Annotated in this window: 16 protein-coding genes and 1 riboswitch; of the genes, 6 read left to right on the top strand and 10 right to left on the bottom strand. The window is 37.0% G+C overall.

Features of this window, described 5'->3' with window-relative positions:
- Positions 1–78: 78 nt before the first annotated feature.
- The 10 genes from DYE54_RS07025 to rpmH form a co-directional block, all read right to left on the bottom strand.
- Positions 79–2508 (bottom strand): homocysteine S-methyltransferase family protein, encoded by a 2430-nt coding sequence (locus DYE54_RS07025; RefSeq protein ID WP_115310566.1) that lies wholly within the window; start codon positions 2506–2508, stop codon positions 79–81.
- 127 nt (positions 2509–2635) lie between these two features.
- The gene (locus DYE54_RS07020; RefSeq protein ID WP_115310565.1) at positions 2636–3301 is read right to left on the bottom strand and encodes a methionine synthase; all 666 of its coding nucleotides are present in this window, start codon (positions 3299–3301) and stop codon (positions 2636–2638) included.
- Between the two features lie 62 nt (positions 3302–3363).
- Positions 3364–3458: riboswitch (SAM riboswitch) on the bottom strand.
- A gap of 163 nt (positions 3459–3621) precedes the next feature.
- Positions 3622–4347, bottom strand: a complete 726-nt coding sequence (gene rsmG, locus DYE54_RS07015) for a 16S rRNA (guanine(527)-N(7))-methyltransferase RsmG (RefSeq protein ID WP_115310564.1) — start codon at positions 4345–4347, stop codon at positions 3622–3624.
- Between the two features lie 8 nt (positions 4348–4355).
- Complete coding sequence (gene mnmG, locus DYE54_RS07010; protein ID WP_115310563.1) at positions 4356–6233, bottom strand: tRNA uridine-5-carboxymethylaminomethyl(34) synthesis enzyme MnmG; 1878 nt, start codon at positions 6231–6233, stop codon at positions 4356–4358.
- Between the two features lie 30 nt (positions 6234–6263).
- A complete protein-coding gene (gene mnmE / locus DYE54_RS07005) occupies positions 6264–7652 on the bottom strand; it encodes a tRNA uridine-5-carboxymethylaminomethyl(34) synthesis GTPase MnmE (RefSeq protein WP_115310562.1) in 1389 nt (462 codons plus the stop codon).
- 153 nt (positions 7653–7805) lie between these two features.
- The gene (gene jag, locus DYE54_RS07000; RefSeq protein WP_115310561.1) at positions 7806–8651 is read right to left on the bottom strand and encodes an RNA-binding cell elongation regulator Jag/EloR; all 846 of its coding nucleotides are present in this window, start codon (positions 8649–8651) and stop codon (positions 7806–7808) included.
- Between the two features lie 2 nt (positions 8652–8653).
- Positions 8654–9310 carry a YidC/Oxa1 family membrane protein insertase gene (locus DYE54_RS06995; RefSeq protein WP_422822090.1) on the bottom strand — a complete coding sequence of 219 codons (657 nt, stop codon included), beginning with the start codon at positions 9308–9310 and terminating at the stop codon, positions 8654–8656.
- Between the two features lie 119 nt (positions 9311–9429).
- A complete protein-coding gene (gene yidD / locus DYE54_RS06990) occupies positions 9430–9648 on the bottom strand; it encodes a membrane protein insertion efficiency factor YidD (RefSeq protein WP_479694054.1) in 219 nt (72 codons plus the stop codon).
- A 37-nt stretch (positions 9649–9685) separates the two neighbouring features.
- Complete coding sequence (rnpA, locus tag DYE54_RS06985; RefSeq protein WP_115310559.1) at positions 9686–10054, bottom strand: ribonuclease P protein component; 369 nt, start codon at positions 10052–10054, stop codon at positions 9686–9688.
- Between the two features lie 79 nt (positions 10055–10133).
- Positions 10134–10268 (bottom strand): 50S ribosomal protein L34, encoded by a 135-nt coding sequence (rpmH, locus tag DYE54_RS06980; protein WP_006555255.1) that lies wholly within the window; start codon positions 10266–10268, stop codon positions 10134–10136.
- A gap of 501 nt (positions 10269–10769) precedes the next feature.
- Here rpmH and dnaA point away from each other — a divergent pair.
- From dnaA to DYE54_RS06950, 6 genes are all read left to right on the top strand, one after another.
- Positions 10770–12506 (top strand): chromosomal replication initiator protein DnaA, encoded by a 1737-nt coding sequence (dnaA, locus tag DYE54_RS06975; protein ID WP_115310558.1) that lies wholly within the window; start codon positions 10770–10772, stop codon positions 12504–12506.
- A gap of 252 nt (positions 12507–12758) precedes the next feature.
- Positions 12759–13868, top strand: a complete 1110-nt coding sequence (gene dnaN / locus DYE54_RS06970) for a DNA polymerase III subunit beta (RefSeq protein ID WP_115310557.1) — start codon at positions 12759–12761, stop codon at positions 13866–13868.
- A gap of 21 nt (positions 13869–13889) precedes the next feature.
- Positions 13890–14135 carry an RNA-binding S4 domain-containing protein gene (locus DYE54_RS06965; protein ID WP_245935702.1) on the top strand — a complete coding sequence of 82 codons (246 nt, stop codon included), beginning with the start codon at positions 13890–13892 and terminating at the stop codon, positions 14133–14135.
- Positions 14132–15208 (top strand): DNA replication/repair protein RecF, encoded by a 1077-nt coding sequence (gene recF / locus DYE54_RS06960; protein WP_115310556.1) that lies wholly within the window; start codon positions 14132–14134, stop codon positions 15206–15208. The genes DYE54_RS06965 and recF overlap by 4 nt, the downstream gene beginning before the upstream one ends.
- 4 nt (positions 15209–15212) lie before the next feature.
- Positions 15213–16274: a DciA family protein gene (locus DYE54_RS06955; RefSeq protein WP_115310555.1), complete on the top strand. Its 1062-nt coding sequence runs from the start codon at positions 15213–15215 to the stop codon at positions 16272–16274.
- 40 nt (positions 16275–16314) lie between these two features.
- Positions 16315–16584: a hypothetical protein gene (locus DYE54_RS06950; protein WP_115310554.1), complete on the top strand. Its 270-nt coding sequence runs from the start codon at positions 16315–16317 to the stop codon at positions 16582–16584.
- The last annotated feature ends 42 nt before the right edge of the window (positions 16585–16626 follow it).

The following is a 16626-nucleotide window of genomic DNA, read 5'->3' as shown; positions in this document are numbered from 1 at the left end:
ATTACTCTATTAATTTAGTTATAGCTAACCATCAAATCTAAACTAACTAGACTGTAAGCCACTATCAACGTCTTGTAATTAAGCATCACCTAATAGATGTTTAACAATATTAACAGCACTAATTCCATCTTTAGCGTAGCTATCAGCGCCTGCTTTATCAGCATATTCCTGAGTTAAAACAGCGCCCCCAACGATAACTTTTGATGATAAACCAGCGTCACGAATAGCCTGTATTGTGACATCAATCATAGGCATAGTCGTCGTCATCAAAGAGCAAATTCCTACTACCGATGCGTTTTCACGTTCAACCGCTGCCACAATGTCTGTAGGATCCACATCTTTTCCCAAATCAACAACTCGATAGCCATTATTTTCTAATAAAGCGGCTACTATATTTTTACCTAAATCATGAATATCCCCTTTTACCGTAGCTACAATGACTGTATCTCTTGTCACACCATCACTTTCAGGTAACACACGCTTAATCGTTTGAAAAGCCCCTTGCATAGCTTCAGCGGCTAACATGACTTGCGGTAAAAACAATTTACCACTACCAAATTTATCGCCCACTACATTCATAGCTTCTGATAAAGCCTGTTTAGTAATTTTCAAAGGGTCAATGCCTTGTGCTAACGCTTGTTCCACTAACTGGATAACTAATTCCTTTTCCCCTTGTTCAACGGCATGTTGAATATTTTCTAAAGGATCCACACTATCAAAGGTAACCGTACTTTCCTTCGTAACACTTACAGTACCTGTTGGCACTCCCTCTTCTTCTTGCCCATAATCAGCAATAAATTCAGCTGCCGCAGGATCAAAACCTAATAAAGTTCGCCCCGCAATAAATGCTTTTTTAACCATCCCATTTAATGGATTCAATATGGGAGCCGTCAATCCATGAGATAAGGCCATCGTTAAGAATTGGCTATTCAAATACGGCCGCTGTGGCAAACCAAATGACACATTAGATAATCCCATAACAGTAGGAAAACCAAATGTTTCCTTATACATAGCCAACGTGCGTAAAGTTTGCACAGCACTATCTTGACCACTCGCTAAGGTTAATACTAACGGATCTAATAATAAATCCTCACTTCGTAAACCTACTGCATAGGCAGCTAACACGATTTCTTTAGCTAACGCTACCCGTTCTTCCGCTGTAGCTGGCAAATCACCTTTACCTAAAGGCAAACAAAGCACAGCAGCACCATATCGTTTAGCTAAAGGTAATACCCGTTCTAATTGTTCTGGTTCAGCATTGACAGAATTGATTAAAGGACGGCCTGGATACGCTTTTAGCCCAGATTCCATAGCATCTGGATCTAATGTATCAATGGATAAAGGCACATCAACCAACATAGAAAGTTCCATAATCGCCCGTTTCATAACAGCGACTACATCTATATCAGGTACGCCCATATTTACATCCAATACATCAGCACCAGCGGCTACTTGTGCTAATGCATCTCGTTTTACCATAGCAAAACTACCAGCTTTAATTTCTTTGGCTAATACTTTACGTCCCGTAGGATTAATTCGTTCCCCAATGATAATTGGTTTTTCTGTATGACCGACTTTAACAAAACGAGTACGACTCGTAAAAGCTGTAAAAGGCGCTACTTCTACCCGTTCTTTTGGTGTATGATGCTGTGCCGCTTTTGTAATCTCAGCAATATGAGCCGGTGTACTACCACAACAAGCACCTACAAATGTAGCCCCTGCATCAAGTAAAGCTGGCACAAAGGACCCCATTTCACGCGGTGATAAAGGAAATACTGTTTCTGTACCTACTAACATAGGCATACCTGCATTAGGTTGCGCACTTATTGGTAAATTAGTAACAGCAGCCAATCGTGCAACTAAAGGAATTAATTGTTCTGGCCCTAAGGAGCAGTTAATTCCCACAACATCAGCGCCCATAGCCTCTACCATAATAGCCGCGGCTTCTGGTGGTGTTCCCGTAATGGTACGACCATCCTCACTAAAAGAAAATTGACAAATAATGCCCACATCATTCTTGCTTTTATTAAGTCGTTTACGGGCATCACGAGCGGCTAATAAAGCAGCACGCATTTCTTGTACATCAATAATCGTTTCAATGATGATAAAATCTACACCCGCTTCAATCAAAGCTAAGGCCTGTTCATAATAGGTATCATAAACTGCATCGAAAGAAATCTGTCCTAATGGTTCAATAAACTGGCCTGTAGGTCCCATAGAACCTGCTATTTTAGCATTAGGTTTAACCTCCATAATAGCCTGCTTAGCCGCTATTACAGCTGCTGTATTAATTTCTTTCACACGCTGTGCTAAACCATAATCGGCTAATTTTAGACTACACGCGCCAAAGGTATTCGTTGTTACAATATCACTCCCATGTTGTAAATATGCTGCATGAATACTGGTCACAATTTCAGGATGTTCTATATTAAACAATTCAGGACATTGCCCCTCCTCAAGACCTGATTGTTGTAGCATAGTGCCCATAGCTCCATCAAAAATATACATACTATCGCCTCTTCTCTCTAACTATACCTAACCCTCTAATCAAACTACTTATCAGTATCTAATTATAATTGTACTTTAATTCCTACTGTATACTCTCTTTATTAGCAAATTCATAAATCCATCACGCTTATCCATTACGCGAAGCACAATTTGCTTGTGTACAAGAAGTACAACCTCGTTTTGTTGAAAGTTGCGCCCCATTAGGCATACAGCCAACAATCGCGGTAACTGACTTACGTGGAAATAATAAAAAAGCCTCTGTCACGGATAAACCGATTTTATCCGTCCCTACTATAGCGGCTAGTTGTTTTTGTATAGATAATTCCCAATCACCATATCCAGGACTAAAACGCCAAGTCGTCGTATAACCAGCTTTGGCGGCCGACTGTTTAATCACTTCATTCACTTGATCCGCCACTTGTTCAACTGCTGTTGTAGCGGCTGCATCGACCAATAAACCTAATGTATAATTACCAGCTTTAAATAATTCAGCACTCCTTAATTCAACGGCTTCCCCAATTGTAACCGCCATAACATATACTTTAGTCGCTTTTGCTAAATGCTGACGAATCGAATGTCCTGTTAATTGCAAAGGGGGATTACTTTTTATAAGGCCTGTTTCCGCATCATAGTCATATTCTTCAAATATACCTTTAGGTTCAGCCACTAACTGAACCTCTAAACAGGCCTCCATTACATATTGTTGTGGAAAATCCTTTGCCTGGCGTAAGCCTGCATAGCGCGTTACTTCTGCTTTATCAATTTGTGGTAATCGCCCATTATAAATAGCCATACGCCCACCTCTCACTACATTTTCTCATAAAAAAACCTCCATCTATACAGACAGAGGACTTTACCTCATCTGTCAGTTTCCTGTTGGAAGTAGCACCTTGCCTCTGCTGGTTGCTGGATATCATAGGGCCAAGTCCCTCCATCGCTCTTGATAAGGTCAACACATAAAAATAGGATACCTTCTATGCTATAGATTGTCAAGAAAAACCCCTGAGTATGCAGGTTTTAGCCTATATGTAAAAAATACACTTTGTTATAGGTAAAAACTTCAACTCAGGGGTTTAAGCATGTAAATGCTTTAATGCAATCTACTAGTTAGATTTACACTAATGGTTTTGTCTTTATTTCTTTTGGTTTACGAGGATATTGTTTTGGGGTAATGCCTGTTTTACGCACATAAATAATCGCTCGTTTATCAGCTAATGTAGGTAATTGTACAGGTTTTACTCTATCCACAGTCCCTTTTAATATTTGTAATGCTTTTTTAGCTTCTTGTAACTCTTCTTCATAGGCAGCGCCTTTTAAAGCAACCATATACCCATTCTGTTTCACATAAGGCAAGGCCCATTCTAACAAAATTGGTAACCGTGCTACTGCTCGGCTCGTTACAATATCATAAGTAGCTCTATGTGCCACCATATGACTCAGATCTTCAGCACGGCCATGCAAAGTAGTTACATTGGATATATGAAGGGCTTTAATAACTGACTCTAAAAAAGTAAGTCGTTTTTGCAACGAATCAAAGAGAGTTATCTTTAAATCAGGTCGCATAATCGCTAACGGAATACCTGGAAAGCCCGCACCAGTACCTAAATCCAAAAGGGTGGCTCCTGTTTTAAAAACAATTTGCCCCTCATCTAAAGCCGTCAACGAATCTACAAAATGTTTCACAGCTACTTCATGTGGATCCGTAATCGCCGTTAAATTCAAGCTTTTATTTGTTTCTATAAGCATTTCATAATAGGTAGTAAATTGCTCTAATTGTTTTTCTGTAACAGTAAAACCAGCAGCTTCTAATTGAACCGCCAAATTATCAGTAAAATTCATAGGCCCTCCTAGGACTGTTGTTCACGACGATACTGTTCCAATTGAATAAGCAATACGGATACATCTGCTGGTGAAACGCCTGAAATACGGCTAGCTTGACCAATGGAATGTGGCTTAATTTGTGCTAATTTTTGTTTAGCTTCTAAAGAAATGCCCTTCATCGTTTCATAATCCCAATCAGCAGGAATAATCTTTTCTTCTAATTTCCGTACTTTAGCTACCTGTTCCATTTGTTTCTTAATATATCCATCATACGTAATCATGATGTCAATTTCTTCTTCTACATCAGGCGTATATCGTGTTAAATTAAAAGCTTCTGCTACGTCACCATAAGATAATTCATTACGTTTTACTAGGTCAAAGGCCTTAATTCCTGTTTTAATAGGCGCTGTACCCATTGCTTCTAATTTAGCCTGCACTTCATTGGATGGATTAATTGGCGTATTATGCAATTCAGCTAACCCTTGTTCAATCAATTCTTTTTTTGCTTTGAAACGAGCATACCGTTCTTCCGTAACTAGACCAATTTCATAGCCCTTTTCAGTTAAACGCATATCCGCATTATCTTGACGTAATAATAAACGATATTCACTGCGACTCGTCATCATACGATATGGCTCTTTTGTCCCTTTAGTTACTAAATCATCAATCAGAACACCAATATAAGCTTCTGAACGAGATAAGATAAATGGTTCTTTACCTTGTAAATATAAAGCGGCATTAATCCCCGCCATTAATCCTTGAGCCGCTGCTTCTTCATAACCAGAAGTACCATTTGCTTGTCCTGCAGAATACAAGCCTTTAATCATCTTAACTTGCAAAGCAGGTGTTAATTGTAATGGATTTAAACAATCATACTCAATCGCATAAGCTGGACGCATAATTTCCACATCTTCCAAGCCAGGAATCGTACGCAAGAATTTATATTGTACATCAATAGGAAGACTCGTACTCATCCCCTGTACATACATTTCATTCGTATGATTTCCTTCAGGTTCTACGAATAATTGATGACGACTTTTATCACTAAAACGTACCACTTTATCTTCAATAGATGGACAATAACGAGGGCCTGTTCCTTCAATAATGCCTGTATACATAGGTGCCCGATTCAAATTAGCACGAATAATATCATGTGTTTCTTCACTGGTATACGTCAACCAACACACCTGTTCATTGCGATTCGTCCAATCTGACATAAAAGAGAAGGAACGATACATACCATCCCCAGGCTGTTCTGTCATATGTTCTAAAGTAAGCGTTCGTTTATCTACGCGTGCGGGCGTCCCCGTTTTGAAACGCATCAACTCAATACCATGTTTGCGTAAAGAATCAGATAACAATTCTGCTGTTCGTTGGCCATTAGGGCCACCGGTATAAGTTAATTCACCAGTAATAATTTTACCTTTCAGATAAGTACCCGTACAAAGTATAATCGCTTTTGCTTCATATACTTCACCAAGTTCACTCAAAATCCCTTTTACTTCACCATCTTCAATTAATAGTTCATTAACCATAATCTGTTTTACATTCAAATTATCGGTGTTTTCCAAGGTTTCTTTCATTAACCGTTGGTAGGCTACTTTATCTGATTGAGCTCGTAAGGAATGCACAGCAGGGCCTTTGCCCGTATTTAGCATTCGCATTTGAATTGCTGTCGCATCCGCATTAATAGCCATTTGACCACCTAAAGCATCCAATTCATAAACCAAATGACTTTTACCAGGACCGCCAACGGCTGGATTACATGGCATAAGGGCAATATTATCTAAATTAAGAGTCGCCATCAATGTTCGTTGGCCCATACGAGCTGTAGCAAGCGCCGCTTCACAACCAGCATGACCACCACCGATGACAATAACATCATAAGTATCAACTGTATACATATTATCTCCTATCCCTCTCTCGAGGCTATCTTATTTACCTAAGCAGAATCGACTAAATAATTCATCCACCATAGATTCTCGTAAACTATCCCCTGTAATATCCCCTAAACGTTCCCACGCCTCACGCATATCAGTAACCACAAAATCCACAGGCATACCTGCTTCAATAGTTTCTAAGGACGTCTGTAGTTGGCTCTTAGCTTGTTCCATCAATGTGATATGACGGACATTACTTAATAAGGCGGTTGATTCATTTTGAACGGTGCCACCATATACTAACTGTTTTACAGCTTCCGCCAATATATCCATACCTTCACCATTAGCAGCACTAATTGTAGCTACTACCGTAAAGGTTCCATATTGTGCTATCATAGAGTCCGTTACTACAGCGCCTTTATCAGCTTTATTCAGAAATACAATGGTATTTTTACCTGATGTGCTATGTAAGATAGCTTCTTCTTCTGGTGTTAATGGCTTTGAAGCATCAATGACACATACGACGATTTGAGCTGATTCTAGATATTCCTTAGCTCGATCTACCCCAATTTTTTCTACAATATCCTCTGTTTCACGAATCCCTGCTGTATCAATTAAACGTACAGGAATTCCTTCAATAGTAATGGCTTCTTCAATACTATCACGAGTCGTTCCCGGCACATCTGTTACAATAGCGCGATTCTCACGCAATAATGCATTCATAAGGCTGGATTTCCCTGCATTAGGACGACCTACAATAGCCGTAACTATACCATCACGCAGCAACCGTCCTCGATTAGCTGTTGCTAATAAAGTATCAATTTGAACTAAAATCGGCCGTAATTTATCAGCCGTTTCTTCCATAGTTAGTTCTTCAATATCCTCCTCAGGATAATCAATAGCCACTTCTAAATGAGCAATCAGTGCAATTAAATCTTCGCGAATTGTACGAATTAATTTAGCTAAGGTACCATCCAATTGTTTTACCGCTACTGATAAAGACTGCTCTGATTTAGCTTCAATAATATCTATAATAGCTTCCGCCTGCGTTAAATCGATACGACCATTTAAAAAGGCCCGTTTCGTAAATTCTCCAGGCTCGGCTAAACGAGCCCCTTGGCGTAGCAATACTTTCAAAATTTCACGCACCACGACAATACCGCCATGACACTGGATTTCTATAACATCCTCAGCCGTAAAAGATTGAGGACCTCTCATAATTAAAACTAATACCTCATCCAGTATTTTATTACCTTTCTGAGGATCTATAATATGACCATATTGTATGGTTCGATTTGGCCGTTTTTCTAAAGGTACGGTTCCCTTAGCCTGAAATAATGTGCTCACTATTTCAAAACAACGAGTGCCACTCACTCGAATGATACCTACACCACCAATTCCAGGGGGCGTAGCAATGGCAGCAATCGTATCTTCTGTATACATGGTTTGCTCCTCTATAGCAACGATTTTACAATCCTAACATCTTACTATCTACAATACACTATCAGTAATGGAGTAATTTAGTAATTAAAACATTGTAAATCATAGTAAAAATAAAACCCGATCATAGATCGGGTTTTATGACTCGCACATAGCTTATCGTTTATAAGCAATGACTACGTGACGATATGGTTCTTCACCTTCACTATCAGTCACAATATGTGGTTCATTTTGAAGTGTTAAATGAATAATTTTACGTTCAAATGCACTCATTGGTTCTAACGAAATCTTTTGACGATTTCGTTTTACCTTTGAAGCTAAACGTTTCGCTAAATTCACTAACGTTTCTTCACGACGAGCTCGATAATTTTCTACATCAACCACGATATGGCAATGACCAGCGACTTCTTTATTAGCCACTAAATTAGTTAAATATTGAATAGCATCTAAGGTTTGACCATGTTTACCAATCAAAATTCCTAATTCTTCGCCATGAATCTGGAACGTAATCTTATCGGCCGTCATCATTTTTTCAATCTGCACAGCTAAGCCCATCTTAGCAAACATATCTTGTAAGAATTGTTTACCTTTATCAGCAATACGGATTTGTTCTTCTTTTGAAATCGCTTCACGCTGTGGTTTTACAGAAGCTACCACTTCAGAGGCTACTTCCGTAGCTGCTTCTACGGTTGTTTCAACAGTGTCAGCTACATTTTCTTTAGCCTCATCAACAGCTACTTTAACATCGGCCACCGCTATAGATACTTCTTCGGCTACCGTATTTACTGTTTCATTAACTGTTTGTGCTATTTTTTCTGTTACTGGTGCTTCTTCAAAATATAAACGCACTAACGCATCACGACGACCAATACCTAAAAAACCACTGGATGGTTGTTCTAGGACTTTTGTATCAGCTACTACTTTACCATCGGCTTTAAGCTGTTCTGTACCTTTAGCTACAGCAGCTTCGATGGTTTTTGCCGAAATTTCAATATAATCCATAATTAAGCCTCCTTATTATCATTACGATAGATAAAGAACTGCTGAATCATTTGGAATACATTTGATACAACCCAGTAAATAACCAAACCACTTGGGAAATTCAAACTGATGTAACCAATGAAAAGAGGCATGAAAATTTGCATAACTTTCTGTTGCCCTGCCGCTACGCCAGAATTATCACCAGCAGTCTGTTTACTCATTACAAATGTAGAAAGAGCACTCAAAACCGGTAAAATATACAAATGATCCGCTTCACCCAAACTTGGCAACCATAAGAAACTTTCATAAGCTGGATCATATGGATACCCTTGTAAGGCATAGAAAATAGCAATTAAGAATGGCATTTGTACAAGTAATGGCAAACAACCAGATAACGGGTTAACCCCTAATTCTTTATACATTTTAGCAATTTCTTGTTGTGCTCTTTGTGGATCATTCTTATATTTCTTTTGAATTTCTTTCATCTTAGGCTGCAACTTTTGCATGCCCTTCATGGATTTAACCTGCTTTGCCGTTAATGGTGCTAATACAGCTTTAATAGCAATGGTTAAAATAATAATCGCTATACCATAGCTTGGGAACCCAATCGCTTGCGTAAGATTATAGCAATACGTAAGCAAGGTTCGCATAAAATCAACTAATACCTGAAAAATTTCCAATAGTCTTCTCCTTACGAGTATTGATGACGAATACAAATGGCCTTTGCGTGTCCATATACGTTATGGTATGGTCTATATTTCATCCATACAGACACTTTGACATTTCCAAATTTGTGTTATTACGGAAGAGGATCGTAGCCACCAGGATTAAAAGGGTGACAACGTAAAATGCGCCGAATTCCTAAATAACTGCCTTTAAAAGGTCCATATTTGCGTAATGCTTCCAAGGTATACGTCGAACATGAGGGATAAAATCGACAAGTTTTAGGCTTCAATGGAGAGATTCCATAGCGATAAAATTGCACCAATCCAATGAATAGCCAATTTAATGCGCCCATTAATAAGGTTATACTGCGTTGCATGAAGCACCTCTTTCTAAGTATCACTATTTTTCAATAGTTTACTTTTCTTAAAAAGATACATCATCTCTTTACGCGCTTGCTCATAAGTAGCTTCAGCCATACGAGCACGACCGACTACCACAATGGCATACCCTTCTCTAATAGCATGCTGATTGAGGCGATATACCTCTTTCATCAAACGTCGAGCACGATTACGTTCCACAGCACCACCAACCTTTTTCCCCGTTACAAAACCAATACGGGTTGGTTGTTTAGCTACTGGCATACGATAGACCACACAAAGGCGACCTACTTCATAATTGCCATGTTTATAGACAAGACGATATTCATTATTTTTACGAATTCTTCGTGCTTTATCTAGGGTAAACGTTAATTCACTCATACTTTCTTCCTATGCCATTATGAATAGAAAAACTTGGCAGCAGCGCCAAGTTTTTTTCTCCTGCCTAAAAGCTATTATATTATGCAGACAATTTCTTTCTGCCTTTAGCACGACGTCTTTTCAAAACAAGACGACCGCCAATAGTCTTCATACGTTCACGGAAACCATGAGTACGTTTTCTCCAAAGCGTATTTGGCTGATATGTACGTTTCATGTATCAAACACCTCCTCGAGATTGGTCTAGTAATTACTTATACCATAACAGCATAATTATAAATATAAACCCTTATAATGTCAATAGTAATGTGCTTTATCTTCCTTTTTATTTAGCGTTTTGTGGATACTTTTATTATATTATACCTTATATAGTAGTCATTTATACAATTAGCTACTATTTTTAGTGCTCGTCAGTCCCCCATAAAGATATCCACAACTAGCAATGACAAGGTGGCTATTTTCTGATAAAATATTAAGTGACAAAATAAAACAGGAAAAACATATTGTGAGTATCTAACCACAGGTTATCAACAGGATATACACAACTTATACACTTGTTATCCACACTTAATCTAATCAACGTATAAAGTCAGTGTTTATCTAACGTGTTAACCTTTTTATTTTTCTTTTTTTACTAAAAAGAAAAAACTTATGCACAGTTATAGGTATTTTAGTTATCCACTTATTCACAATATGTTACACCTAGGAAGGAAACGGTATGTCAAACATAAATCTTAATGATTTTTGGAACAAGGTGCGTGAAGATATTGAAAACACATTACCAAAACAAATTTTAGAGAGCACCATTCTTCGCTTATTGCCTCTCACCTTAGATGAAGCAAGCAAAACACTTACCTTAACGACAATGCAATCATATATTAGGGATTTCATTGAAAAAGAACCAATGATTAATACTGCATTTCGTAATTCAGTAAATAATATTTGGCAACGGCTATCACAAAATAACTCTACTCTTACCATTATTATTACAACAGTGGGTGATAAAGAACCTACTATTGTTAGTGAATCAAAAGAGACTGTGCCCACCGATGAATTCCCTCCAACCATAACGTCTTATACAGGCACACCTTACGAATCAGAACCATTAACCAACCAGCTTCCTACTGAGCCTATATCCAATGGTTATGAGCAATTAGCACAGCGTTATGGCTTACCGCCTATTAGTAATAAACCCTCGCAAGTAGTGACTTCATCACCGACCTATGATGAACCAATTCGAATAGAGACGACACATAAGAAATCAATGATTGATGGTAAACGTCCCTATATACCTGAAGAACCAGCTATGGGATCTGATTCGTTATTTCCTCATTTAGAAACGGCTGATACACCCCAGCCAGATGCCAATACAATTTTAAATGAAAACAATAAATCAATTTTGCAATTAAACCCAGCCTATACATTTGATACCTTTATTCCTGGTGGTTCCAGTCAAATGGCCTATGTTGCCGCACAAAATATTGCTGAAAATCCAGCCACTCGCTATAATCCATTCTTTATTTATGGTAAATCTGGATTAGGTAAAACACATCTAATGCACGCAATTGGTAATGAAATAAAACGTCGTTATCCATCACTTCGAATAATGTGTATTACCAGTGAAAATTTCTTAAATCTATTTGTGCAGGCCATCCGTTTTAAAAAGAATGAAGAATTTCGCAATACCTTCCGCAAAGTAGATGTTCTATTAATTGATGATATTCAGTTTATTCAGGATAATCGCTATGCCGGGACTCAAATGGAATTTTTCCATACCTTTAATGCCTTAACCGATGGCAAAAAGCAAATCGTATTGACCAGTGATACCTTACCTCAAGACATGGACCAAATGGAAGATCGTTTAAAAACTCGTTTTAATTCAGGTTTAGTTGTTACTATTGAACCACCTAATTCAGAAACTTTAGAGGCTATTACTAAGTCCTATATAGATAAACAACGAGAACGTTTACATGATCTATGGATTCCTAATGAAGTCATTCGCTTCTTTGGTACCACCTATTATAATCGCAGTGTTCGTGATTTACAGGGTGCCCTTATTAAATTAATTAGCGCTGCTGAAATGGAACAAAAATTAGATCAAATTACAGTTGAATATGCTCGTTATGTATTACGTGATTTAATTCCTGAAACAGAAGAAACTATTTTATCCATTACTTACATTCAAGACTTTATTGCTGATTATTTCAAAATTAAGAAAGAACTATTAGTAGGACAAAAACGAAATAAGCAATATGCTCATCCTCGACAAATCGCCATGTATCTATGTCGTGAACTAATTAATGAAAGTTATCCACAAATTTCACAAGCCTTTGGCAAAAAAGACCATACTACTGCGATTCATGCCTATACTAAAATCAGTGAAGATATGGAAAAGAATGCTGATTTAAAGCGGATGATAAGCGATATCATCAGTAAAATTAACGGTCATAATTAATACGATTCAGGGTGTGGATAACTCTGTGAATAACCTGTTTATAATTTGTGTTTAACTTCCAACTTTTAAACAGTTACGAAAATTTAAGTTCATATGTGGATAACTTTTTATTTTCATTCACATACTTATACGCATGTGGAAAACCTAATAAAAATGCTACTTTCAAATACTTATCCACTTATCCACCATCCCTACTACTAAGACTACTAATAATTAAAAATTAATCACATCAGTATTAGTAAAGGAGTACCTATGAAAATTCAATTTTCAAAAGACACATTACAAAAAGCACTCAATGCATTAGCCAAGGTAAGTCAAAATAAAACAAGTTCCAATTTACCAGGTGCTATTTATATGACAACTAAAAATGGTAAAGTAGAAATGCAAGCCAATGATTATGAAATTGGTATTCGCATTACTATTGATGCCAATATTATTGAAGAAGGAACTATCGTATTGAGTACTCGTTACTTCCAAGAATGGGTTCGTAAAACACCAACAGATACGATTACCTTAGAATCTAATGAAGACACTAAACAATTATTGCTCAGTTCTGAAAGCTCGCAATTTAACTTAATCATGATGGATCCTAGTGAATTTAATTTGGTAGAACAAATTCATGATGAATACCATATTGATGTAGATGGTGAACAATTTAAGCAAATGATTGATTTGACCAACTATGCGGCCGCTAGTGATGATGATCGTCCTATTTTTACAGGTGCTTTATTAGAAGGTGAAGGCACTCATTTAACCATGGTGGCTACAGATACACATCGTATGGCCGTAAAAAAAATTACTTTATCAGAAGCTATGCCATCAGCTATGCGTATTCTAATACCTACTAAAACATTGGCGGAAGTATCACGTTTATTGCCAACAGATCAACCAACTATGGTTCGTATTATCTGGAATCGTACGAATGTGGTCTTCTTATTTGATACTATTTATTTATTCTCTCGTTTAATAGAAGGTCAATATCCTGATTATGAAAAAGTAATTCCTTCTCAATTTGATTCCAATGCTATATTAAATAGTCGGGATTTTGCTGGTGCTGTTGATCGTGTATCTTTATTAGCTAAAGATGCTAGCTATAATGTCATTCGCTATGATTGGAATGATAAAGAAGTGACCTTATCAACACAAAATGCTGAAATTGGTATGGCTAAAGAAGAAGTTCTTTGTGAATTTAATGGCACCCCATTTACGATTTCCTTTAATGGCCGTTATATTGGTGATATTTTACGTCATAGTAGTGGTGATCGTATTCATTTGTATTTAAAACAAAATGGTCCTGTTGTTATCCGTCAAGACGATAATCCAAATTATACCTATGTTGTAACACCAGTGCGTACTAATTAAGCACTGAGTTAGGAGGATCCTATGAAAATGAAAGAGGAACCAATTCAAGTTGAAATTCATACCCCGTATATTAAATTAGATCAATTATTAAAGTTTGAACAAATTATTGGAACTGGTGGGCAAGTTAAGTTTTTATTAGATGATGAAAAAATTACGGTTAATGGTGAACTTTGCCATGAAAAACGTAAGAAAATTTATCCTGATGATATTGTAAAAATTCAAGGAATTGGCACATTATTAGTCGTTAAAGAGGAGGCTGACGAGTGAATATTCACTCTTTAGAGCTCGTTAATTTTCGTAACTATAAACAAGCTAGTTGGACATTTCCTCCACATATTATTGTTCTTTATGGCCCTAATGGGGTAGGGAAAAGTAATATGTTAGAAGCCCTTTATGTCAGTACGATTGGTAAAAGTTATCGTACCAATGATACACAAGATTTATTACAATTTGGGGCTAGTGAAGCTGGCATTATTGTAGAATTTATAAAAAAAGAGACGAAGCAAAAAATTAATTTACGTTTAAGCGGTAAGGAAAAAAAGGATATTCGCTTAAATGGAAATCGTATTTTGCAAAAGGAATTAATGGGTACCTTAAATACGGTCATTTTTAGTCCCGAGGATTTACAATTAATTAAGGGGAGTCCATCCTTACGTCGTCGCTTTTTAGATATTGAAATTTCACAAACCAGTGCTTTATATTATCAGCAATTGAGAATGTATAATAAAATTTTGCAACAACGTAATAAAGTGCTTAAAGATTCTTATGGTAAGACAACGGTGTCGTTAGCTGAATGGGATTATCAATTAGCTGAAGCAGGTTCTTTTATTATAAAAAAACGGCTTGATAGTTTACGGAAGATTAATTTACTCTTAGATTTAATGAATCGTCGTTTAACTGGTGGCAAGGAAAATTTAAAATTAACCTATGAGCAACAACAAGCTAATGGTGCTTATATAACTGAAGCAGATGCTTTTTATGAACAATTACAGGCTAATTTAGCTGTTGATCGGCATCGTATGAATACATCCTTTGGTCCTCATCGTGATGATTTAGGCTTTTTTTCAGGGCCGATTGATTTAAAACGATTTGGTTCACAAGGGCAACAACGAACAGCTATTTTATCACTTAAATTAAGTGAATTAGAATATATTAAGTCAGAAGTGGGCGAATATCCTATTTTATTGCTTGATGATGTCTTAAGTGAGCTTGATAAGGAACGACGACAGAATTTATTACAATTTATTCATAAGCGGATTCAAACCTTTATTACTACGACTGATTTAGAAGAAGTGCAGCATTTAACGGATGTAGCGTTAGTCAATTGTGAAAGGCGGTGAGACCATGAAGAGCGAAGAGTCGGAGACTGATAAGCGACAGATAAATCCTGATTTTACTAATCAAATAGAAACTAATTCTGTTATGGAGTATGTGTCATCCATTACTGATACACATCGATCAGCAGGACCTGTTGGTTATAAAGCTGATACATATCTTTCACAATATGATCCCCATTTAAAGACTAAGTATAATCAGTTTAAAGTATTCCAAATCTTTGCTGTTATGCGTCTATACCAAGATTGGCCTAATGTGGTGGGTCCTTTACTGGCTAAACAAACTCGATTATTAGCGATACAGCCACCAATTTTAAAAGTTGCCGCTTTAAACTCCCCTTGTTTGCAACAATTGCAGATGATGAAACGACAATTGCTACAAAAAATTAATGCATATTATGGAAAGACTCTTATGACGGATATAGAACTTTCTATGTATAAGCAAAGTTATATCAAAGAAGAGGGCGTATTAGCTTATGGGGCAACTCAGGCTACGGAAACTTATGAACGACCCCTATTAGATTTTGAGGCTATTTCTTTGAGTGAAGCTGAACTTGCCACTATAGAACAGGTAGTTACCCATATTTCAGAACCGTCTATGCGTGAAACGTTTAGAGAAGCGCAAATCAAACAGTATAAGAAAACTAAGTATTTAAAGGCGCATGGCTATCATCCATGTGCTCATTGTGATTCCTTAGTAGGGCCAACTGATACAGTGTGTATGGCTTGTACTTTAAAAGCTAAAGAACAGGCTGAGTATGAGTATAGACAGCGTATTGAAGCAATTAAAACTCTGTTATTTGAACAACCATACTTAGTGTATGATGATGTATGTAAGCTGATTATACCTTGTGCTATGGCTGATTATCAGTTAGCTCACAGAGAGTGCGTGTATTTTTTTAGAAATCGAGTTATTCGTGAAGCATCAGATGATAATTATGATATATATATGTTACTTATGTTGATTACTCATAAAAAAGCACAACAATTAGATAAAGGCTTTGTCCAAAATGCAATAAAAAAAATGCGTTTTCAATATGAACAAAAACGCACTCATTATGAACGTCATTAAAATAAGAAATCCTATAATTAAGAAAGTGATGGAATGATCTATGTTTGTACATTTATCAGATACGTATAGTGTATCTATTGAGGATATTGTAGCGGTAGTACAAGATATTCCGCTCCTAAAAGGGCGTCGCCGGCGTAATAAGCAGTGGCAAAATAGTGAAGTGATTCATGTATTTCCTGATGAACCCATTGAAAGTTATTTAGTTACCGTAGATGCTATTTATGGATTAAGCATGTCAATTACAGGCGTAGGACGTCGTTTACAGCGTGCAACAACGGGAATTCCTGTGAGCTTATACACAAAACGATAAAAATAGAGTATAATTAAGGGTAAATCTTTAAAAAAGAGAATC

The sequence above is a fragment of the Veillonella criceti genome, from assembly GCF_900460315.1.
Taxonomy (GTDB): domain Bacteria; phylum Bacillota; class Negativicutes; order Veillonellales; family Veillonellaceae; genus Veillonella_A; species Veillonella_A criceti.
This window is presented reverse-complemented; position numbering and strand designations above follow the sequence as displayed.